Here is a 21,250-nt window from a genome sequence, read left to right as displayed (position 1 = left end):
CGGGTTCGGGTTCGCGTACGGGACTGGCTGGTGGGGTCAGCTGGTGGGTTCAGCGCCCCACCGGAATCCCGCTCTGCTCGGCCCAGGCCGCCACGTCCTCCCGGCGCAGGGCCGTCGCCAGCAGGTCCGGGAACCGGTCCGGCGTGCAGGCGAACGCGGGCGCCCCCAGCTCCGACAGCCGGGCGGCCAACTCGTGGTCGTAGGCCGGCGTGCCGCTGTCGGACAGCGCGAGCAGCGCCACGACCGTCACCCCGCTGCTCACCAGCTCCCGCACCCGGCGTTGCAGCTCGCGCGCCACGCCCCCCTCGTACAGGTCGCTGATCAGCACCATCACCGTGTCCGTGGGGCGGCGCACCAGCGACTGGCCGTAGGCCACCGCGCGGTTGATGTCCGTGCCGCCGCCCAGCTGGGTGGAGAACAGCAGGTCCACCGGGTCGTCCAGCTCCTCGGTCAGGTCGACCACCTCGGTGTCGAACACGACCAGTCGCGTGTCGATCGACTTCAGCGACGCCAGCGAAGCCCCCAGCACCGCCGAGTAGACGACGGACTCCGCCATCGACCCGGACTGGTCCACCAGCAGGACCACGTCCCGCAGCGAAGCCTGCCGACTGCGCCGGCTGTTGCCGACCAGGTCCTGGACCACGACCGTGCGCTGCTCGGGCTGGTAGTGCCGCAGGTTGGCCCGGACCGTGCGGTTCCAGTCCACATCGGACAGACGGGGCCGGTGCGTGCGGCGCGAGTGGTCGACCGCCCCCCGGACCGCCTCCAGCAGCCGGTCGGCCAACCGGCGCTCGATGTCCTCGACGACCCGGCGCACCACGGCGCGGGCGGTCTCGCGCGTGCGCGCCGGGATGGCGCTGGACAGGGAGACGAGCGTGCCGACCAGGCTCACGTCCGGCTCGACGCTCGACAGCAGTTCGGGTTCCAGCAGCAGTTGGCGCAGCCCGAGCCGCTCCACCGCGTCCCGCTGCATGACCTGGACGACCGAGGAGGGGAAGTAGGCGCGGATGTCACCCAGCCACCGGTGCAGGACGGGGGACGAGCCCCCGAGCCCGGCCCCGCGCTTGCCACCGGTCTCCGCCGCGTCGCCCCCGCCACCGTAGAGGCCGGTCAACGCCCCGTCGCGCCGCTGGTCGTCGTCGCCGAGCACACCGAGGTCGCCCGCCGCGCCGCCGAGGAGCAAACGCCAGCGACGTTCGCGCTCACCTGCGATATCGTGGTTCACGGGCCCTCCACGGCGGACACGATCGGGTGATCATCGGCCGAAAATGTACGGAAACGGTGTTCTCGTTCATCGGTTGGAACATGAGGAACGCCGACCACCCCCCACGTCACCCGCCCACCTCCGCCAGCAGCACCCGCACGTGCTCGACGAGGCGGCCCGCCAGGGCCTCGTCCCACTCACCCGAGCCGCCCGGACCAGCGGACGACCCGGCCGCCGTGCCCCGGACCCGGTCACCGAGCATCCGCCGCTCCGCCGGGCTGAACTCGGTCACGGCCCGGCGCAGCAGGGGCAGCGCGGCCTCGAAGTCCGCGCCGGGCAGGCCGGTCAGCCACTCGTCGACCACGCCGAACAGCCTGGGGTCAGCGGTGAGCAGCGCCGCCGAGCCACGCAGGAAGCCCGCCACGAACGCCGTGGCCCCCGTTGAGCCGGAGCCCGAAGTTGAGCTGATCGAGCCGGTGCCGGTGCCGGTGAAGCCCGCTGAGCCCGAGCCGATCAAGCCCGAGCCCGCCGTGCCTGCGCCTGCCGAACCCGAACCCGAGCCCGCGCCTGCCGGGCCCGAGCCCGCCGAGCCGGAATTCGTTGAGCCCGTGCCTGCCGAACCCATGCCCGTCGAGCCCGTGCCTGCCGCCCCTGAGCCCGCCCACCTGCCCCGGCCCGCCCCGGCCGCACCCGCCGACACCGCCCGGTGCAGGCGTGCGGCGACCGCGTCGGAGTCGAGCACGCCGGTCTCCCACAGCAGCCGGGTGGCCCGGCCAGTGGGGAGGCCGTGTGCGTCGGGCATCGCGACCAGTGAGCGCAGGGCCCGTTGCCAGGTGTCGCGGTGTTCGTCGTCGGCGGCCAGGCGCACCGCGTCTTCCGCGCCGTCGATGGCTTTGAGGGCTCGTTCGGCCGTGTTGTCGTCCACGCCCCGGCACGCCAGCGGCAGGCCGACGGCGCCGCGGGCGAGCAGGCCGTGCAGGGCCACGCGCAGCAGGTCGGGGTCGGTGCCCCGGACCGAGCCGTAGCGGACCGTGGTGGCCAGGTTCGGGAGGGCGGTCAGCAGTTCGAGCGCGTCGGTGGCTGCGGCGGCGCAGCGGTCCAGGGCTCGGCGTGCCGCGGTGACCGCCTCGGGGATCTCGCAGCCGACGGCTCGGCTGAGGACTTCGGCGGCGTCGACCACGCGGGTCGCCTCGTCGGCGTGCGTGGTCAGGACCTGGCGGGCGGCTGACTCGACCGTGGTGCCGTGGCGGGCGGCCACGGCCAGGGACACGGCGAACTCCGGCTGCCAGTGGAGCTGCCACGCCTCGGCGAACGTGCCCAGGGTGCGCGTGGCGTCCGGGGTGCCCCACGGGACGTCCAGGACGTCCAGGCGGCGCAGGAGCTTCGAGCGTTCGCGGTCGGTGTCCTTGCGCAGGTCCAGGCGAATCGCCTTGCGCGTGTCCGGGGGCGGCATCCGGAGCTTCCGCCGCAGGCGGGTCAGGTCGGCGGCCAGGGGGGAGGTGGGCACGCCGTCGCCCACCTCGCCCAGGCGTTCGCTGATGACGAGCTGGTCGTGGACCAGGCGCAGCGGGGTCTCGTCACCGCCGCACAGGACCGCGAGCGCCGCCTCCATCACCTCGGCCAGGCCGGGGGACGGTCGGCCGCGCAGGGCCGCGAGGGTGTCGGCCAGGCGGACCGCCTCCACCGCGCTCGCCGTCGACGCCGGGAGGTCCTCGGCCCGCAGCACCGCGCACGCGCGGGCGAACCAGCGCGGCACCGCGTCGCCCCGTTCTGCGCACTCCCACAGGTGCGCGTACCAGCCGGGTGAGGCCACGCCCGCGCCGTAGCCGGAGGCGGCGGCCAGGCGGCCGTGGCTCCACGGCACCCACGTGCCCGAGATCTTCCTGCGCGGCAAGCCCTTCAGGGCGGCGAGGTCGACGGCGGCGGGTGGGAGCGTGCGCAGGGCCGGGACGTGCCAGGCGCCGGCTACGACGGCGATCGGGCCCGGGAAGTCCTTGAGGGCCTGGCGCAGGTTCTGGCGCATCGCGGCCTCGCGGCGCAGGGTTCGCGCATCGACCTGGTCGGCGAACTCCTCGCGCAGCGCGGACATCGCCTCCGCCACGGCTCCCGGCAGGTCCGCCGGGTCGGTGTGGTGCTCGACCACGTCCTCCCACCAGCGCTCCGGGTCGTCGAAGCCCGCTGCCTCGGCCAGGACGCCCAAGGGATCCAAAGCCGCCTGGATTTCCTGCTGGATTTCCTGGGCGGGTACGTCCCCGGGAGGGTCGGAGGGCAGGGCGGGGGACGGTTCGGAGGGCAGAGCGGGGGGCGGTTCGGAGGGCAGGGCGGGGGGCGGATCGGAAGGCAAGGCAGCAGGCAGGGCGGAGCTGTCGGGGAGGGGGGACCCGGGGGCGGGGGCATCGTCGGAGGAGTCGGGCCGGGCAGAGGTGGGAGGGGGAGAGGCCGGCAGGGGGGAGGCGGGGAGGGAATCCGGTGAAGCGGGAGGGGCGGGAGCGGCAGGGGCGGGGCCGTCGGCCAGGGACGCGGCGGCCGGCAGGTCGAAGAAGCGGACCGGGACGTCGTGCTCGTGGGCCCACGTCAGCGCCCGCCACTCGGGCGAGAACCCGGCGAACGGCCAGAACGCCGCCCGCGCGGGATCCGCCTCGTCGTGCAGCAGCAGCGCCACCGGTGGCGTCAGCCGGGGCACGTGCGGCAGCAGGGCGTCCCCCTCCGGCGGCCCCTCGATCAGCACCACCTCCGGCCGCACGGCCTCCAGCGCCGCCACGACCATCCGCGCCGACCCCGGACCGTGGTGCCGGATGCCGAGCAGGGTGACCCGCTCGGGCAGGGGCTGCTCGCGCGCCATCAGCCCACCAGGTCCCGGCACGCCCGGTACAGGTCGCGCCACTCGGACCGCTCCTTGACCACCGCCTCCAGGTACTCCTGCCACGCCGCGGTGTCCGACACGCGGTCCTTCACCACGGCCCCGAGCAGACCCGACGCCAGCTCGTCCGCGGTGATCCGACCGTCGCCGAAGTGGCCGGCCAGGGCCATGCCGCTGGTCACCACGGAGATCGCCTCGGCCGTGGACAGGCTGCCGCTGGGCCGCTTCAGCTGGGTCCGGCCGTCCACCGTGGACCCGTTGCGCAGTTCGCGGAAGATCCGCACGACCCGGCGCACCTCCTCCAGCGCGGGCGGTTCGGCGGGCAGCTCCAGCGCCCGCCCCAGCTGCGCCGCGCGCGCCGACACGATCTCGACCTCCGCGTCCTCGGTCGCCGGCGGCGGCAGCACGACCGTGTTGAAGCGGCGGGCCAGCGCCGACGACATCTGGTTCACGCCCCGGTCCCGGTCGTTCGCCGTGGCGATCACGGTGAACCCGGGCACGGCCCGCACCTGGCTGCCCAGCTCCGGCACCGGCAGCGTCTTCTCCGACAGGACCGTGATGAACGAGTCCTGCACCTCGGCGGGCATCCGGGTCAGCTCCTCGACGCGCGCGACCGCGCCGGTGCGCATCGCGGTCATCACCGGGCTCGGCACCAGCGCCGCCTCGGACGGCCCCTCGGCGATCAGCCGCGCGTAGTTCCAGCCGTAGCGGACCTGGTCCTCGCCGGTGCCCGCGGTGCCCTGGACGACGAGCGTCGAGTTCCCGCTCACGGCCGCCGCCAGGTGCTCGGACAGCCACGACTTCGCCGTGCCGGGCACGCCGACCAGCAGCAGCGCCCGGTCGGTGACCAGCGTGCCGACCGCGACCTCCACCAGCCGCCGGTCGCCGACGTACTTCGGGGTGATCACGGTGCCGTCCGGGGTGCGGCCGCCGAGCACGTAGGTGACCACGGCCCGGGGCGACAGCCGCCAGCGCGGTGGGCGGAGCCGGTCGTCCGAGGCGGCCAGGGCGGCGAGCTCGGCGGCGTACTGCTGCTCCGCCGCGGGCCGCAGCACGGTCTCGCTGGTCACTGGCTTTCCTCCCGGTGGTTGAACGCCTCGCGCAGCTGCACCCGCAGGCGCAGGACGTCGAGGTCGACGGTGTGCTCGGGCCACCGTTCGGTGACGCGGTCCCAGTTCGCGCCGAGCACCTCGGCGTCGCCCCGGGCGAGCAGCACGGCGGGCGGCCTGCCCGCGCGCCACTTCGGGGCGCGGGCCGCCGCGTAGCGGTCGAGCAGGTCGGCGGTGGCCCGCGGGCTCCACGGCGAGGGCAGCTGGGAGCAGGCGTGGTCGAGCAGGTCGTAGTTCCACTGCCCGGACACCTCGACGACCGTGCGCGCGGCCAACTCGGCGGGCAGGCCGGCCAGCATCTCCAGCTGCTCCATGCCGGTCAGCGCGCGGGTGGCCGCGACGGCCCACGGCCGGGCGTCCTCGGCGAGCCGCAGGTTCTGCGCCACGCCGCGCAGCAGCTCGCCCGCCCACACCCCGCGCGCCAGCTCCGCGGCCGCGCCCTCGTCGTCGGTGCCCAGGCGGTTCGTCCAGTGCCGCGGCGGCACGCTCGCCGCCGCGCCCCGGATGCGCCCGGCCACGCCGGTCTCCGAACCGTCCTTGAGCAGGTCGCGCGCCTCGTCCGGCTCGGGGTGGGGCTCGGTCCACAGCTCGTCGCTCTGCACGTCGAACCCGTCGGCGGTCAGCCACAGGCCCCGGTGCAGGCGGTCGGCGGCGCGGTCGGCGAGCCCCGACGAGGGCAGGGTGCGCAGCAGGCGCAGCGCCTCGTCGTGCACGCCGATCGCGCGGTCGTCCAGGGCGCGTTCGAGGAGCGGTTCGTCGTCCGGGCCGAGGGTGGTCTCCAGGGCACCGACCAGCACCTGGCGGTCGGTGGCGCGGCGCTGCCGGTCGAACTGCGCGGCCAGGAACTCCCGGGTGCCCGCCGGGTCGCGGGTGCGGGCGCGGCGCAGCGCGGCCGACCGGGCGGCGCCCGGCAGGTCCAGGACCTCCGCCAGGGGCACGTCGCCGCCCTCGTCGTCGGTGGTGGCCCACGCCCAGGCCGGCCGCAGGCCCGCCAGCCACCGGCCCCGCGCGCCGAGCACGGCGGTGATCGCGGGGCGCAGGCCGGGGTGCGCGGTGCCGAGGCCGAGCAGCGCGGGCAGTTCGCGGTGGTCGGCCACCGCGTGCGCGGCCTTGGCCAGGCCGCACCACTCGGTCAGCAGGACCTGGTCCTCCAGGGCCAGGACCTGCACCAGCACGCCCCGCGCGAGCCGGTGGACCGGCACGTCGACGGACGCGGGCGCCGGGTCCAGCGGCGGCGCGTCCACGACCGGCGGCAGGTGCGCGGCGTGGGCGGCCAGGCCCAGTTCGGCGCACCGGTCGAGCAGGTCGGCGGGCGCGGCGCCGGACCGCCGCGCGCCGACCAGGAGGGCCTGCACGGTCTCCTGCCAGGCGTCCCGGGTGCTCATCCGACCACCTCCGGCGCCCCGCCGGGCAGCGCGACCGCGCCGAGCCGCAGCTCCCGCCCGTCCCACAGCCCCCAGGCGTCGAACACCCCGCCGCCGGTCACGGCCAGCGCCTGGTCCAGACCGAGGTCGGCCCGCACCGGCACGCCGCGCCCCTCCCCGTCGACCAGCCGCGCGGTGTCGCGGGTCGGCCGCACCGAGGCGCAGCCCAGCGGGTGCAGGCGCTGCCACGGGTCGGCCCTCAGCGGCTCCTCCAGGCCCGCCAGCGCCTCCCGCCACGTCCCCGGCGCGGGCACCGGTCCCGGCGGCCGCTCGACCAGGTCCTCGCCCACCGCGACGCGGCGCGGCGGCGCGCCGGGGTAGGGGTGCAGCACCCCCCGGACCCGCACCCCGTGCGCCAGCGGCGCCCCCGGTCGCGCCCCGCCCCCCGCGTGCCGCACCGCCACCACCCAGCCGTGCGCGCGCCCCCACACCCACTGCCGCACGGTGCGCACCAGGCCGTCGTCCGAGTCGAGCCTCAGCAGCGGCACCCAGTGGTCCGACCAGCCCGCGCCCGCGCGGACCTCCTCCTCGGTCACCGGGAACCCGATCCGGCCGCGCACCACGTCGGCCGGGCCGGGCGAGTCCGCCAGCCTGGTCAGCAGGTGCAGGCCGCCCAGCCGGTCGGCGGCGTCGTGCGCCCACGCCGGCCCGCCGGCGGCGACGAGCCGGCGCACCTCGTCGACGGCGGAGGCCAGCCCCCCGGCCTGCGCGTCGACCATGCGCGCGCCGATCGAGCGCCACCACTCCGCGTCGCGCGCGGGCAACCCCGCGATGCCCGCGTCCGCCACGTCCGCCAGCCAGTCGGCCAGCCCGGTCACGCCCGCGCGCACCGCGTCCCGCCGCGCCAGCGCGGTCTTCTCCCTGGCCCGCGCCCGCCGCGCCACGGCCTCCGGCGAGTCGTCCGCGGGTGCCGCGGCGACCTCCGCGCGCCGCCGCCGCGCCAGCCACTCCGCCACCCACCCGGGCGGCTCCGCGACGGGCAGCGGTTCGCGCACGTGCCGCAGTTGCAGCGCGAGCGCGTGCTTGCACGGGAACTTGCGCGAGGGGCACGAGCACTTCGACGCGCGGTCGCCCAGGTCGACAGACACCTGGTAGGGGTGCGCGCCGCTACCCGCGCACAGGCCCCACAGGGCCGTGTCGTCGCGACCCGTCCCCCGCCAGCCGGAGGACCCGGCCAACCGGGTGGCGCTGCTCGCCACCCGGCTGTCCGGCGCCAGTTCCAGCACCGCTCGCGCGTCCATGTCGGCAGGTTAGGACCACCCACCGACAAAAGTGGATCACTCCAGGTCAGGCCCCCGGCGGGCCCAGGACCAGGCGTACCCCGGGTCCTCGGTGGCCAGCGCGGCCTCGCCCAGCTCCAGCGGGCGGAAGGTGTCCACCATGACCGCGGTCTCGTCGAACCGCTCCGCGCCCAGCGACGCCTCCACCGCGCCCGGCTGCGGCCCGTGCGTGCAGCCCGACGGGTGCAGCGACAGGGAGCCGAGGCCGATGCCGGAGCCCTTGCGGGCCTCGTAGTCGCCGCCCACGTAGAACATCAGCTCGTCCGAGTCCACGTTCGCGTGGTTGTAGGGCACCGGGACGGCCAGCGGGTGGTAGTCGACCTTGCGCGGCACGAACGAGCACACCACGAAGTTCGGACCCTCGAAGGTCTGGTGCACGGGCGGCGGCTGGTGCACGCGGCCCGTGATCGGCTCGAAGTCGCGGACGTTGAACGCCCACGGGTACAGGCAGCCGTCCCAGCCGACCACGTCGAACGGGTGGTTGGCGTAGGTGAACCGGGTCAGGCCGGCGCGGTGCCGCACCAGCACGTCCACGTCCTCGCCGTCGACCAGCAGCGGTTCGGCGGGGCCGCGCACGTCGCGCTCGCAGTACGGCGAGTGCTCCAGGAACTGGCCCTTGTTCGACAGGTAGCGCCGCGGCGGCCCGACGTGCCCGGTCGCCTCCAGCACGAGGATGTCCATCGGCTCCCCGGGCACCACCCGGTAGGTGCAGGAGGTCGGCAGCACCACGTAGTCGCCCTCGCCCACCGGCAGGGCCCCGTAGATCGTCTCGACCACGCCCGAGCCGGTCCGCACGTACAGCAGCTCGTCGCCCGCCGCGTTGCGGTAGAGCGGGCTGGGCGCGGACGCGCGGACGAACCCGACGACCACGTCCGCGTTGCCGAGCAGGGTGCGCCGGCCGGTGACCGCGTCGGTGGCGTCGTCCCAGGTCAGGTCGGGTGTCTTGAAGTGGCGCGGCTTGAGCGGGAGGTTCGGCGACAGGGCGCCGCGGTGCTCCTCCACGGTCACCGCGTCGACGATCGCCGTGGGCAGGTGGCGGTGGTAGAGCAGCGCCGAGTCGGCCGAGAAGCCCTCCACGCCCATGAGCTCCTCCGCGTACAGCCCGCCCTCCGGGGTGCGGAACTGCGTGTGGCGCTTTCGGGGGATCTCACCCACCTGCCGGTAGTACGCCATCGTCCACTCCACGCGTTCGATAATCGGACATCTTTGTTCATTGGCCGGTCGCCACTAGCGTGTCAGCCGTGTCAAGCGCCTTCGAACTCCGTGCGCCCGGTCCACGCGGCACTCCGCCCCTGCTGGCGAGGCTTGTAGACGACGCCGCCCTGTTCCCCCCGGGGAACGCGTCGATGCCCGACGCCGTGCGCGGCCACCTCGACGCGCGCGCCGGGGAATGGGCGGGAGCCGTGGGGCTCTTCCTGTGCCCCGCGTCGCGGCTGGCCGAGCTGATCACCGAGCTGATCAAGGTCAAGCCGGTGAAACCGGTCGCCCTGTCGCTGGTGATCGACACCGGGCTGGGCGGCGTGCCCAAGGCCGTGTCGATCGTCGAATCGCGCAGCGAACTGCTGGCGCTGCGCATGGTCGAGATGCCCGCCCCGTCCGACGTGGACGAGGTGTGGCTGGAACGCGTCTCGGAATTCGTGCCCGAGGACGTCATCCGGGTCGTCGAGCCGCGCCGGGGCGGTGAGGGCTGGCTCGACGGCGTCCGCCGGGTCATCGAGCACGGCAGCTGGCCCAAGCTGCGCTGCGGCGGGCTGAGCCGGGAGAACTTCCCCGGCGTCGACGAGGTCGCCGACTTCCTGGCCGTGGTCAGCGGCGGCGGGGTGGCCTTCAAGGCGACCGCCGGCCTGCACCACGCCGTCCGGCAGACCGACCCGAAGACCGGCTTCACCCACCACGGGTTCCTCAACCTGCTGGTGGCCACCGCGCGGTCGCTGTCCGGCGGCGACGTGCGCGCGGCGCTGGCCAGCACGGACGCGGCGGCGCTCGGCGAGGAGGCCGCGGCGCTGTCCGACCAGGCCGCCCACGCCGTGCGCGGCGTGTTCGCCTCCTACGGGTCGTGCTCGCTCGACGAGCCGATCACCGACCTGGGGGAGCTGGGCCTGCTGTGAGCTGGATCGACGACCCGGCGTTCACGCCGGACGGGCCGTTCGGGCCGCAGACCCTGCCCTACGGCGTGCTGCCGGCCGGCGTCGCGGTGCGGGTCGGGGACTCCGCCCTGCCGCTGCGCGGGCTGGCCCTGGGCGAGCGCCTGGAGCCGCTGGTGGCCGGGAACTCCCTGGACGCCCTGCTGGCGGCCGGGCGGCCCGCGTGGAGCGAGCTGCGGGCGCGGCTGGTGGAGGTCGTCGACGCCACGGCCGCGCCGCGCGGCGCGGCGCTGGTCGGCCTGGACGGGGCGGTGCTGCCGTTCACCGTGGCCGACTACGTCGACTTCTACTCGTCGCGCCACCACGCGGAGAACGTGGGCCGCATCTTCCGGCCCGACGGCGACCCGCTGCTGCCCAACTGGACGCACCTGCCCGTCGGCTACCACGGCCGCGCGGGCACGGTGGTCGTCTCCGGGACGCCCGTGGTGCGGCCGCACGGCCAGCGGCGGTCGTCGTCCGGACCGGTGTTCGGGCCCTCCGGGCGGCTGGACATCGAGGCCGAGGTCGGGTTCGTGTGCGGCGGGCCGGTCGCCTCGCGGCTGACCCCGTCGCGGGCGGCCGACCACGTGTTCGGGGTGGCGCTGGTCAACGACTGGTCCGCGCGCGACATCCAGGCGTGGGAGTACCAGCCGCTCGGGCCGTTCCTGGGCAAGTCGTTCGCCACCTCGGTGTCGGCGTGGATCACGCCGCTGGAGGCGTTCGCGGTGGCCCGGGTGTCACCGCCGCCCCTGGGCAACGACGTGCTGCCCTACCTGCGCGAGGAGCGCTCCTGGGGTCTCGACATCGCCATCGGGGTCGAGTGGAACGGGACCGTGGTGTCCCGACCGCCGTTCCGCGAGATGTCGTGGACCTTCGCGCAGCAGCTCGCGCACCTGTCGGTGAACGGCGCCACGGTCCGGCCGGGCGACCTGATCGCCTCGGGCACCGTGTCCGGCCCGGCCCGCGACGAGCGCGGCTCCTTCCTGGAGCTGAGCTGGGGCGGCGCGGAACCGGTCCGGGTCGGCGACGGGGAGCGCACGTTCCTGGAGGACGGCGACACCGTGCGCCTCACCGCGACGGCACCCGGCGAGGGCGGCTCGGTCGTCGGGCTGGCCGAGGTGGTCGGCACGGTCGCGCCCGCCGACGAGGGGCGCGGCGTTGGTCAGACCTGACCCCCGCGGCCGGCTGCCCGCGCCCGCCTCCAAGGAGAGCTCGCTGACCCTGGAGCGGGGCCTGGCCCTGCTCCAGGCGGTGGCCGACGCCGAGTCGGAGGCGCCGTCGATCAGCGAGCTGGCCGCGGCCATCGGCGCGTCGCGGGCCGCCGTGTACCGGCTGCTGGTGCCGCTCCAGTCGCGCGGGCTCGTGCGGCGGGAGGGCTCCAAGGTGCGGCTCGGGCTGGGCGTGCTGCGGCTGGCGTCCAACGTGCTGCCGCAGCTGCGGCTGGCCGCGCAGCCCGCGCTGCGGGTCCTGGCCGAGCAGGTGGGCGCCACCGCGCACCTCACCGTGGCCGACGGCACCGAGGCGCAGGCGGTGGCCGTGGTGGAGCCCTCCTGGACGGCGTACCACGTGGCCTACCGGGTGGGGTCGCGCCACCCGGTGCACCGGGGGGCGGCGGGCAAGGCCATCGGGCTGTCGCCGGAGGGGCGGCAGTGGGTGCACTCGACCGGGGAGTTGCAGCCGGGGGCGTTCGGGGTCGCCGCGCCGGTGCGCGGCGTGCCCGGGTTGCGGGCCAGCGTGGGCGTGGTGGCGCTGGAGAAGCTGGACGGCGACGTGGTGGGGCCGCAGGTGCTGCGGGCGGCCCAGGAGGTCGCCGACGCGTTGCGGTGAGGCTCGGCGGGGTGCGCCGGACACCGGCGCGCCCCCGGCCCCGCGGGCGCCGGGGGCCGCGCCGGCGGGGTCCTCGGGGGCGGGTCCTCAGGCGACCAGCGCCTGCCACAGCGCGACCAGCGCGAACCCGGCGAACACGAATCCGCTGACCCGCTGCACCAGCCGCGTCGGGATGCGGGACGCGAGCTTGCGGCCCACCAGCACCGCGATCGCCGCCACGGTGGTCAGCGCCAGGAACGCGCCCAGCCCCACGAACACCGGCGTGCCGTAGCGCGCCGCCAGGCCCGCCGTCGCCAGCTGGGACGCGTCGCCCCACTCGGCGGCGAACAGCACGCCGAACGAGGTCAGCGCCGCCCGCAGGAACGTCACCTGCCCCAGGCCGCCGGACGCGGAGTCGGTCTCGTCGTCGTCGCGCGAGAAGCCCTCCTTGAGCAGCAGGAAGGCGCCCACGCCGAACAGGACCGCGACCACGCCCGCCACCACCCGGTCGGGCAGCAGGGTCAGCACGCCGCCGAACGTCGCCGCCACCACGCACTGGACCGCGAACGCGGCGGTCACGCCGGCGAACACCGGCCACGCCCGGTAGCGGGTGGTGAGGACGAGGGTGGCGACCATGGTCTTGTCCGGCAACTCGGCCAGGAAGATGATCGCGAACGCGGTCGCGGCCGCGATGAGCTCAGGTGCCACGGGATGTACCTCCGAGGGGTGGGATGACCCGGACGGAGGCAGCACGACCCCGACCGGGCGTGGTGCACTGCCCGGCCGGAGGTCTCGTTCGCCCTCGTGAAGACGGGTGAGGGACCGGATCCCGGAGGATCAGTCTGTCGATCGCCTCGCCTCGACCCGCGTGGGGTCGAGGGAACTACTCCCCTCTGGCGCCACCATCGTAACCGGGGGCGGGGTCGGGGGGAATGTGAGCGCACCCACGGGGGTGGCTCACGGCCAGGGGCCGCCGTGGCACCGCGGGCCGCCGGAGGCGGTGGCGGAACCGGTCGCGTCGGTGACCACGACCTGGACGTTGATGACCGCGCCGCGCGGGCAGGCGCGCTGACCGGTGAACGTCCGGTCGTTCAGCGAGGAGACGGGGGAGCCGTTGACGTACCACCTGATCGTGGCCGGGGCGACGGCGTCGTGGTGGGCGAAGCAGTGGTACAGCGAGCCGCCGCTCTCGCAGTTCAGGTCCACGGACGTGACGGCGTTCGCCGGTGGGGCGAGGGCGGCCGACGCGAGGGCGGCGAAGGACAGGGCGAGCAGGCTCCGTTTCACGGGGGACCCCCAGAGGCCGGGGAACCGGGACCCACGACGTCAGTTGGCGCATCGCCGCAGCTCAGCGGCCATTCCGGGGACGGGACCTAGGTCCCGTCCCCGACGGGACCCTCGTACCTGGGAACAGGCTGCTCCGGGGCCTAACTTCGAGCCGTGGACGTTCTCGACCTGGCGCGGTGGCAGTTCGGCATCACCACCGTCTACCACTTCCTCATGGTGCCGCTGACGATCGGCTTGTCGCTGCTCGTGGCCACCATGCAGACCGCCTGGGTCCGCACGGGCGACCGCAGGTACCTGGCCATGACCAGGTTCTGGGGCAAGCTGCTGCTGATCAACTTCGCCATGGGCGTGGTGACCGGCATCGTGCAGGAGTTCCAGTTCGGCATGACCTGGAGCGCCTACTCGCGGTTCGTCGGGGACGTCTTCGGCGCCCCGCTGGCCATGGAGGGCCTGGTCGCGTTCTTCGTCGAGTCGACCTTCCTCGGCCTGTGGATCTTCGGCTGGGACCGCCTGCCGAAGAAGGTCCACCTGGCCTGCGTCTGGGCGTTCTCGCTGGCCACGATCGCGTCGGCCTACTTCATCCTGGCCGCGAACTCGTGGATGCAGCACCCTGTCGGCGTCGAGATGGCCGACGGGCGGCCGCGGCTCACCTCGATCTGGGCCGTGCTGGGCAACAGCACCGTGCTCGCCGCCTTCCCGCACACGGTCTTCGGGGCGTTCGCCGTCGCGGGGGCGTTCCTGGTGGGCATCGCGGCGTGGCACCTGTGGCGGCGTGCCGAGGAGGGCCGGGCCGACGAGGAGGGAGCGGTCTGGCGCGCGTCGGTGAAGCTCGGCACGTGGGTCGGGGTGGCCGCGTTCGCCGGCCTCGCGGTGAGCGGCGACCTCCAGGGCAAGCTGATGTTCGAGCAGCAGCCCATGAAGATGGCCGCGGCCGAGGCGCTGTGCCACACGGAGCGGCCCGCGTCGTTCTCGGTGTTCGCCGTGGGGGACGTGAGCCGGCCCGACTGCGAGGACGTCAAGAGCGTCACGGTGCCCGCGCTGCTGTCGTTCCTCGCGCACGGCGACTTCTCCACCGAGGTCAAGGGCATCGAGGAGCTGGTGCCGCTGTACCAGGAGCGGTACGGGGCCAACTACCCGGTGGACGAGCGGCTGGGCGAGCTGTCGGGGCAGCCGATCGACTACGTGCCCAACCTGCCGGTCACCTACTGGGGCTTCCGGCTGATGATCGGGTTCGGCGCGGCGGGCGCGGCGGCGGGCGTGCTGGTCCTGTGGCTGACGCGCGGCGGCCGGGTGCCGCGCGGCCGGTGGTTCCCGTGGCTCGCGCTGGGCGGCGTGGCCGCGCCGTTCCTGGGCAACAGCTCCGGCTGGATCTTCACCGAGATGGGCCGGCAGCCGTTCGTGGTGGTGCCGAACCCCGGCGGGGTGGACGGGGTGTGGATGTTCACCGCGCGGGCCGTGTCGTCGTCGACACCGGGGGAGGTGTTGACGTCGTTGATCTCCTTGACGCTCGTCTACGGGGTGCTGGCGGTCGTCGAGGGGTTCCTGATCCGGCGGTACGTCCGCGCGGGTGTCGCGGGCGTGCTGCCGGACCGGACCGGGGACCCGGGCGGGACCGGGGAGAAGAAGGACGACGACGTGCTGTCGTTCGCCTACTGAGAGCGGGGGAGCCGTGGAGACGCTCTGGTTCTGCGTGATCGCCCTGCTGTGGCTGGGCTACCTCTTCCTGGAGGGTTTCGACTTCGGCGTCGGGATGCTGCTGCCCGTGCTCGGGCGCGACGAGACCGAGCGCCGGGTGCTGATCAACACCATCGGCCCGGTGTGGGACGGCAACGAGGTGTGGCTGATCGTGGCGGTGGGCGCGACGTTCGCCGCGTTCCCCGACTGGTACGCCTCGCTGCTCAGCGCCACCTACCTGCCGCTGACGCTGTTCCTGCTCGCCCTGATCGGGCGCGGGGTGGCGTTCGAGTACCGCGGCAAGGTCGACTCGGCGCGGTGGCGGCGGGCCTGGGACGCCGTGATCGTCACCGGCTCGTGGACCGCCGCGCTGAGCGTCGGCCTGGTCCTGTCGGCGACCGTGTTCGGCCTGCCCCTGGACGCGGCGGGCGACCGGGTCGGCTCGCCGTTCGCCGCGGTCCGCCCGGAGACGCTGCTCGGCGCGGTCGCCGTCGCCGGGTACTCGCTGGTGCACGGCGCGGTGTTCCTGGCCCTGAAGACCGAGGGCCAGGTGCGGTTCCGCGCCCGCGGGCTGGCGCTGGGGGTCGCGCCGGTCGCGTTGGTGCCGCTGCTGGTGCTGCTGCTGACCGTGCAGCTGAGGTTCGGCAGCGCGTGGACGTGGGCCGCGTCGACCGTGGTCGCGCTGGCGGTCCTGGGCGCCTGGGGGCGGCTGGTGCTGGGGCGCGAGGGCCAGTCGTTCGCGCTGATGGGCGTCGCGGTGGCGGCGACCGTGGCGGCGCTGTTCGGCGCGCTGTACCCGAACGTGCTGCCGTCCACCCTGGACCCGGCGTGGTCGCTGACCGTGTCCGGCGCGGCGTCGAGCCCCTACACGCTGACCGTGATCACCTGGGTGGCCGCGTTCGGCACCCCCGCCGTCCTGGTCTACCAGGGGTGGACCTACTGGGTGTTCCGCCGGCGGATCGGCACCCGGCACATCCCGCCCGTCCACGTCGTCCCCTCGGGCGACCGCCCCGCCGGCCAGGGGTCATGAGCTTCCCCGGAGCCCCTTCCGCCAAGAAGCCGGGGAAAGGCCCGCTCGGCGCGCTGCCCGCGCTCTCGCGTTCGGCGCGCCGGGCGTTGGCCGTCTGCGCGGCCCTGGCCGTGGCCACGTCCGGCGCCCTGGTGTGGCAGGCCGTCGCGCTGGCCGACGCCCTGGTGGCGGGCGGTTCGCTCGGGGTCCTGGCCGCCGCCGTGGTGGTGCGGGCGCTGCTCGCGTGGGCCACCGAGTCGGTCGCGGCGCGGGCCGCCGCGGGCGCCAAGGAGGAGCTGCGCGCCGCGGTGCTGGACCGCGCGCTGGGGCTGGGGCCGTCGTGGATCGTCGCGCGCGGGCCCGCCGAGCTGGCCGTGGTGGCGACCAGGGGCCTGGACGCGCTGGACGCGTACTTCACCCGCTACCTGCCCGCGCTGGTGACCACCGCGGTGGTGCCGGTGCTGGTCGGGGCGTGGATCCTGTGGACCGACCCGACCTCGGCGTTCCTCATCGCGGTCACCCTGCCGCTGATCCCGGTGTTCGCCGTCCTGATCGGCAGGTTCACCTCGGCGCGCGTGGCCGAGGCGGCGTCGGCGCTGGAGCGGCTGTCCGGCCGGCTGGCCGAGCTGGTGCGGGCGCTGCCGGTGCTCACCGCGTTCGGGCGGGCGGCGGCGCAGGCCGGGGCCGTGCGCGAGGTCGGCGAGCGCTACCGGCGGGCCACCACGGGCACGCTGCGGGTGGCGTTCCTGTCCGCGCTGGTGCTGGAGATCGCGGCGTCGCTGTCGGTGGCGCTGATCGCGGTCGGCATCGGGCTGCGGCTGGTGTCCGGCGAGATGACGCTGGTCGTCGGCCTCGTCGTGCTCGTCCTCGCGCCCGAGTGCTACCTGCCGCTGCGCGCGGCGGGCGCGGCGCACCACGCGTCCGAGGACGGCGTGGAGGCCGTGCGGCGGGTCGCGGAGATCCCGGAGCCGCCCGCGCCCGCCGGTTCGCCGCGCGTTCCCGGGGTGGAGGTGCGCGACCTGCGGGTGCGGCGGCGCGGCGGGTTCGCCCCGGACGGGGTGAGCTTCCGGGTGCGGCCCGGCGAGGTGCACCGGCTCGACGCGCCCAGCGGCGCGGGCAAGTCGACGCTGTTCGGGGTGCTGCTGGGGTTCGTGCGGCCCGACGGCGGGTCGGTCTCGGTGGACCGGGACGCGATCGCGTGGGTGCCGCAGCGGCCCGCGTTCGCCGGGCGCACGGTCGCCGACGAGCTGGAGCTGACCACCGGGCGCGTCGACCTCGACGTGCTGGCCTCGGTGGCGGCCGACCACCTGGTGGCGCGGCCGATCGCGGAGCTGTCGACCGGCGAGCGGCAGCGGGTGGCCGTGGCGCGGGCGCTCACGCGCGTGCGGGACGGCGCGTCCGTGCTGCTGCTGGACGAGCCCACCGCCCACCTCGACCCGGCCGCGGCGGCGAAGGTCGTGGCGGCGGTGGAGCGCGCGGCGGCCGGCGGGGCGGCGGTCGTGCTGGCCAGGCACCGGTCCGTCGAGCGGGCCGAGGAGGTCGGGGCCGGGCGGCGGGTGGAACGGCTGCCGCGCCGGGCGGCGACCCCGCGCACCCCCCGGCCCACCGCCCGGCTGCTGGCCGGCGCGGCGCTGGGGGCGGCGGCCGCGCTGAGCGGGGTGGCGCTGACCGCGCTGGCGGCCCACCTGATCGCCAGGGCGGCCACCCAGCCGCCGATCCTCACGCTGTCCGTGCTGGTCGTGGGCGTGCGGACGTTCGCGCTGACCAAGGGCGTGCTGCGGTACCTGGAGCGGCTGGTGTCGCACGACGCCGCGTTCCGGCAGGCCGGGGCGCTGCGGGTCCGGCTGTGGCGGGGCCTGCGGCCGGGGCGGGCCGACCTGACCAGGCTCGTGGACGACGTGGACACCGTGCGCGACCTGGTGCCGAGGGTGCTCCAGCCGCCGCTGGTGGCCGTGGGCACGGCGGCGGCCGCGGTGCTGCTGTTCGCGCTGATCGAGCCGCGGGCCGGGGTGGCGCTGGCGGTGGCGCTGCTGGTCGGCGGCACGCTGGCGCCGGCGGTGGCCGTGCTGACCGAGCGCCGGGCCACGGCGGTGCTGGCGCGCGGGCGGCGGGAGGTGTCCGAGCGGGTGCTGACGCTGCTCACCGCCGCGCCGGACCTGATCGCGTTCGGCGCGGACCGGGCGGTGCGGGCCGAACTCGCCCGGCGCGACGCCGCCCTGGCCCGGCTGGCGCGGCGGTTCGCGCTGGGCGCGGGCGCGGCGACCGGGGTCGTGCACCTGACCACCGGGCTGGCCGCCGCGGCGTGCGTCGGGCTCTCCGCCGGCGTCGACCCGCTGCTGGTGCCGGTGCTGGGCCTGGTGCCGCTGGCCCTGGCCGAGGTGCTCGCCGCCCTGCCGGCCGCCGCGCAGCACCGGGCCGCGCTGCGCGAGGCGTACGGGCGGGTCGTCGAGCCGCCCGCGGCGGTGGCCGAGGTGTCGGAGGCGCGGGGGATCACGCTCGACGGGGTCGCGCTGCGCTGGCCGGAGAGCGCCGAGCCGGTGCTGGAGGACGTGGCGTTCCACGTGCCCGCCGGGTCGAGGGTGGCCGTGGTCGGGCCGTCCGGCGCGGGCAAGTCGAGCCTGTTCGCGCTGCTGCTGGGGTTCGTGGGGCCCGCCCGGGGCGCGGTCGCGCGGCCGGGGCGCGTGGCGTGGTGCCCCCAGGAGCCGATGCTGGTGTCCACCACCGTGCGCGAGAACCTCAGGCTCGGCGACGCGCACGCCGACGACGACCGGCTGCGGTGGGCGCTGGACGTCGCCGGGGTGCGGCTCGACCTGGACACCGCGATCGGCCCGACCCTGCTCTCCGGCGGCGAGGCGCAGCGGGTGGCGCTGGCGCGGGCGCTGCTGCGGGACGGGGACCTCGTGCTGCTCGACGAGCCGACCGCGCACCTGGACGAGCCCACCGCGCGGGCGCTGCTGGACCGGCTCGACGACGTGCTGGAGGGCCGCACGGTCGTGCACATCACGCACCGGCCGGAGGAGGCGGAGCGCGCCGACCTGGTGCTGGAGGTCGACGGGGGCCGGGTGCGGGTGCGGTCCGGGGCCTACCGTTGACCCCCGTGGACCCAGCTCGCGTGCTCGCCGCGTCGACCGAGATCACCTCGGCGGCGCTCGCCGGCGACGACCCGGACGCCGTGCTGCCGCTCGTGGTGCGGCACGCGGTCGAGCTGGCCGGGGCGGACCTCGGGCTGGCCATGATCACCGCGGTCGACGGCACGCTCACCGTCGAGGCGTCCTCCGGCGACGTCGACCCGGTGGGCGTGGTGCTGTCCAGCCGGTCGTCGGCGGCACGGGCCGCGCGGACCTGCGTGCCCGTGGTGGCCGACGACTTCACCACCGACCCGCGCACCGCGCCGTTCGTGCCCGGGGCGCTGCGCGGGTACGGGCCGTTCGCGGTGGCGCCCTTCGGGACCCGGGAGCGCCGGATCGGGGCGCTGGCGGTGTACCGGCGCAAGGGCGCCGCGCCGTTCCGGCCCGACACCGTGGACGTGCTGGCGGCGTTCGCCGCGCAGGCCGGGCTGGCGGTCGTGCTGGCCGAGGGGTCGACGGCGCGGCAGCGGGTGGCGGTCTACGAGGAGCGGGAGCGGATCGCCCGCGACCTGCACGACGTGATCATCCAACGGCTCTACGCCACGGGCGTGCAGCTCGACCTCCTCGACCGGCGGCTCAGGCTGGAGGGGCGGGAGGCGCGCCGGCTGGCCGACGCCGTGGACCAGCTCGACCAGACCATGGCGGAGGTGCGGGCCACCGTGCGGGCGCTGCGCAGCGCCGACCCCGGCCGGCCGTCGGACGCCGACCTGGGGCGTTCCGTGCTGGCCGAGGCGCGGACGGCGGGCGAGCTGCTGGGGTGCGAGCCGGAGGTGCGGACCGAGGGCGACCTGACCGCCGTGCCCGCCGACCTGGCCGACCACGCGCGGGCGGCGCTGCGGGAGGCGCTGTCCAACGTGGTGCGGCACTCCGGCGCGCGGCACGTGGGCATCTCCGTGCGCCGGGGCCCGGACCGGTTGGACCTGACCGTGACCGACGACGGCTGCGGCATCCCGCGCGGGGTGGCCAAGCGCGGGCTGCGGCACCTGGAGGAGCGGGCGCTGGCGGCGGGCGGGGGCTGCGGGATCACCTCGTCGCCCCGCACCGGGACGACGATCGACTGGCACGTGCCGCTGGGCGGCTGAGGAGGTCCGCGACGGGTGCCGGCGGGGGCGCGGCCGACCGCCGGCGCGACCCGCCACCCGTCAGCGGGACCGCCGCGCCACCCACGCCGCCGCCTGCGTGCGCCGCTCCATCCCCAGCTTCGACAGCACCGCCGTCACGTAGTTCTTCACCGTCTTCTCCGCCAGGAACAGCCGTTCGGCGATCTGCCGGTTCGTCAGCCCCTCCCCGATCAGCTCCAGCACCCGCCGCTCCTGCTCGGTCAGCGCGTCGAGCACGTCGACCTGCGCCGGCCGCCGCAGGCGGTCCAGCACGCGGGCCGTCGTCCGGGGGTCCAGCAGGGACCTGCCCGCCGCCACCTCGCGCACCGCGTGCACCAGATCCTGCCCGCGCACCTGCTTGAGCAGGTACCCCGACGCGCCCGCCACGATCGCGCCGACCAGGGCCTCCTCGTCGTCGAACGCGGTCAGCACCAGGCACCGCGGCCCGTCCGGCAGGGACCTCAGGCCCCGGCACAGCTCGACCCCGCCGCCGTCGGGCAGGCGGACGTCGACCACCGCCACGTCGGGCCGCGTGGCGGACGCCCGGACCAGCGCCTCGGCCACCCCGCCCGCCTCGGCGACCACCGAGATGTCGTCCTCGTCCTCCAGCAGCTCGCGCAGTCCCCTGCGGACCACCTCGTGGTCGTCCACGAGCAACACTCGCACCGGCACGAACCAACCATAGGGCGAATGCCGGTACCGGCCACGCCCGGTCACCAACACAGTGCAGGACATGTTCGTACGCGCGATCGAGGAAGCGGACCGGATCGTCGTCGGCCGGCTGGTGCTGGAGCTGTGGGGTTCCCACACGGCGGTCGCCCACGGGCACGTGTTCTTCCCCGCCAGCCTGCCCGGGTTCCTGGTCGAGCAGCAGGACCAGGTCGTCGGGCTGCTCACCTACTCGGCGGTCGACGGGCACCTGGAGATCGTCACCATCGACGCGCTGCGAAGAGGCAGGGGCGTGGGCAGCTCGCTGGTCGACGCCGTCGTGCGGCGCGCCCGGCAACTCGGCTGCAACCGCGTCCGCCTCACCACCACCAACGACAACCTCGACGCGCTGCGCTTCTACCAGCGCCGCGGGTTCCGGCTCGCCGCGCTGCGCCCGGACGCGGTGCGCGAATCACGCCGCCTCAAGCCGGAGATCCCCAGCGTCGGGGACTACGGCATCCCCATCACCGACGAGCTGGACCTGGAACGATGGGTCGCCCCGCGCTAGTTGTCCACACCGATCCGCATGTTGTCCACA

At 75.8% G+C, this 21,250-nt stretch carries 17 protein-coding genes; 8 read left to right on the top strand and 9 right to left on the bottom strand.

What is annotated here, in order from left to right:
* Positions 1-49: 49 nt before the first annotated feature.
* The 6 genes from ACFP3R_RS03350 to ACFP3R_RS03325 form a co-directional block, all read right to left on the bottom strand.
* The gene (locus tag ACFP3R_RS03350) at positions 50-1,225 is read right to left on the bottom strand and encodes a VWA domain-containing protein (RefSeq protein WP_380632624.1); all 1,176 of its coding nucleotides are present in this window, start codon (positions 1,223-1,225) and stop codon (positions 50-52) included.
* A 106-nt stretch (positions 1,226-1,331) separates the two neighbouring features.
* Positions 1,332-4,088: a DUF5682 family protein gene (locus ACFP3R_RS03345; RefSeq protein WP_380632622.1), complete on the bottom strand. Its 2,757-nt coding sequence runs from the start codon at positions 4,086-4,088 to the stop codon at positions 1,332-1,334.
* On the bottom strand, positions 4,046-5,134 hold the full coding sequence (locus ACFP3R_RS03340; protein WP_380632620.1) for an ATP-binding protein: 1,089 nt from the start codon (positions 5,132-5,134) through the stop codon (positions 4,046-4,048). Before ACFP3R_RS03340 ends, ACFP3R_RS03345 begins: the two co-directional genes overlap by 43 nt.
* Positions 5,131-6,558, bottom strand: coding sequence for a DUF5691 domain-containing protein (locus ACFP3R_RS03335; RefSeq protein ID WP_380632618.1), 1,428 nt, complete (start codon positions 6,556-6,558; stop codon positions 5,131-5,133). The genes ACFP3R_RS03340 and ACFP3R_RS03335 overlap by 4 nt, the downstream gene beginning before the upstream one ends.
* A complete protein-coding gene (locus tag ACFP3R_RS03330) occupies positions 6,555-7,838 on the bottom strand; it encodes an SWIM zinc finger family protein (protein ID WP_380632617.1) in 1,284 nt (427 codons plus the stop codon). Before ACFP3R_RS03330 ends, ACFP3R_RS03335 begins: the two co-directional genes overlap by 4 nt.
* A gap of 36 nt (positions 7,839-7,874) precedes the next feature.
* The gene (locus tag ACFP3R_RS03325) at positions 7,875-9,050 is read right to left on the bottom strand and encodes a homogentisate 1,2-dioxygenase (protein WP_380632837.1); all 1,176 of its coding nucleotides are present in this window, start codon (positions 9,048-9,050) and stop codon (positions 7,875-7,877) included.
* A 68-nt stretch (positions 9,051-9,118) separates the two neighbouring features.
* Here ACFP3R_RS03325 and ACFP3R_RS03320 point away from each other — a divergent pair, with 68 nt between their 5' ends.
* Genes ACFP3R_RS03320 through ACFP3R_RS03310 form a run of 3 tightly spaced genes read left to right on the top strand, consistent with a single transcriptional unit; the run spans position 9,119 to position 11,827 of the window.
* Positions 9,119-9,985 (top strand): hypothetical protein, encoded by an 867-nt coding sequence (locus ACFP3R_RS03320; RefSeq protein ID WP_380632614.1) that lies wholly within the window; start codon positions 9,119-9,121, stop codon positions 9,983-9,985.
* Positions 9,982-11,172 (top strand): fumarylacetoacetate hydrolase family protein, encoded by a 1,191-nt coding sequence (locus ACFP3R_RS03315; RefSeq protein ID WP_380632612.1) that lies wholly within the window; start codon positions 9,982-9,984, stop codon positions 11,170-11,172. Before ACFP3R_RS03320 ends, ACFP3R_RS03315 begins: the two co-directional genes overlap by 4 nt.
* Positions 11,159-11,827, top strand: coding sequence for an IclR family transcriptional regulator (locus tag ACFP3R_RS03310; RefSeq protein ID WP_380632609.1), 669 nt, complete (start codon positions 11,159-11,161; stop codon positions 11,825-11,827). The genes ACFP3R_RS03315 and ACFP3R_RS03310 overlap by 14 nt, the downstream gene beginning before the upstream one ends.
* A gap of 87 nt (positions 11,828-11,914) precedes the next feature.
* On the opposite strand, the gene ACFP3R_RS03305 is transcribed toward ACFP3R_RS03310, so the two are convergent.
* Both ACFP3R_RS03305 and ACFP3R_RS03300 read right to left on the bottom strand, forming a co-directional pair.
* Positions 11,915-12,514, bottom strand: a complete 600-nt coding sequence (locus ACFP3R_RS03305; protein ID WP_380632605.1) for a TMEM165/GDT1 family protein — start codon at positions 12,512-12,514, stop codon at positions 11,915-11,917.
* A gap of 249 nt (positions 12,515-12,763) precedes the next feature.
* Positions 12,764-13,093: a hypothetical protein gene (locus ACFP3R_RS03300; RefSeq protein WP_380632599.1), complete on the bottom strand. Its 330-nt coding sequence runs from the start codon at positions 13,091-13,093 to the stop codon at positions 12,764-12,766.
* A gap of 153 nt (positions 13,094-13,246) precedes the next feature.
* On the opposite strand from ACFP3R_RS03300, the gene ACFP3R_RS03295 reads away from it, so the two are divergent.
* From ACFP3R_RS03295 to ACFP3R_RS03280, 4 genes are read left to right on the top strand one after another with little or no spacing between them, the layout of a single operon-like run.
* Complete coding sequence (locus ACFP3R_RS03295; protein ID WP_380632598.1) at positions 13,247-14,749, top strand: cytochrome ubiquinol oxidase subunit I; 1,503 nt, start codon at positions 13,247-13,249, stop codon at positions 14,747-14,749.
* A gap of 13 nt (positions 14,750-14,762) precedes the next feature.
* Positions 14,763-15,797 (top strand): cytochrome d ubiquinol oxidase subunit II, encoded by a 1,035-nt coding sequence (gene cydB / locus ACFP3R_RS03290; RefSeq protein ID WP_380632595.1) that lies wholly within the window; start codon positions 14,763-14,765, stop codon positions 15,795-15,797.
* A complete protein-coding gene (gene cydC, locus ACFP3R_RS03285; RefSeq protein ID WP_380632593.1) occupies positions 15,794-18,868 on the top strand; it encodes a thiol reductant ABC exporter subunit CydC in 3,075 nt (1,024 codons plus the stop codon). The genes cydB and cydC overlap by 4 nt, the downstream gene beginning before the upstream one ends.
* Entirely contained in the window at positions 18,865-19,986 is a 1,122-nt protein-coding gene (locus ACFP3R_RS03280; protein ID WP_380632590.1) for a GAF domain-containing sensor histidine kinase, read from the top strand. Before cydC ends, ACFP3R_RS03280 begins: the two co-directional genes overlap by 4 nt.
* A gap of 60 nt (positions 19,987-20,046) precedes the next feature.
* Here ACFP3R_RS03280 and ACFP3R_RS03275 read toward each other — a convergent pair whose 3' ends face one another.
* Positions 20,047-20,676, bottom strand: coding sequence for a response regulator (locus ACFP3R_RS03275; protein ID WP_380632587.1), 630 nt, complete (start codon positions 20,674-20,676; stop codon positions 20,047-20,049).
* A gap of 61 nt (positions 20,677-20,737) precedes the next feature.
* On the opposite strand from ACFP3R_RS03275, the gene ACFP3R_RS03270 reads away from it, so the two are divergent.
* Positions 20,738-21,220 carry a GNAT family N-acetyltransferase gene (locus ACFP3R_RS03270; protein WP_380632584.1) on the top strand — a complete coding sequence of 161 codons (483 nt, stop codon included), beginning with the start codon at positions 20,738-20,740 and terminating at the stop codon, positions 21,218-21,220.
* Positions 21,221-21,250: the final 30 nt, after the last annotated feature.

Source organism: Saccharothrix lopnurensis, from assembly GCF_042658445.1.
Classification (GTDB): domain Bacteria; phylum Actinomycetota; class Actinomycetes; order Mycobacteriales; family Pseudonocardiaceae; genus Actinosynnema; species Actinosynnema lopnurensis.
Note: the sequence above shows the minus strand (reverse complement) of the source record. Positions and strands in the feature narration are given on the sequence as shown.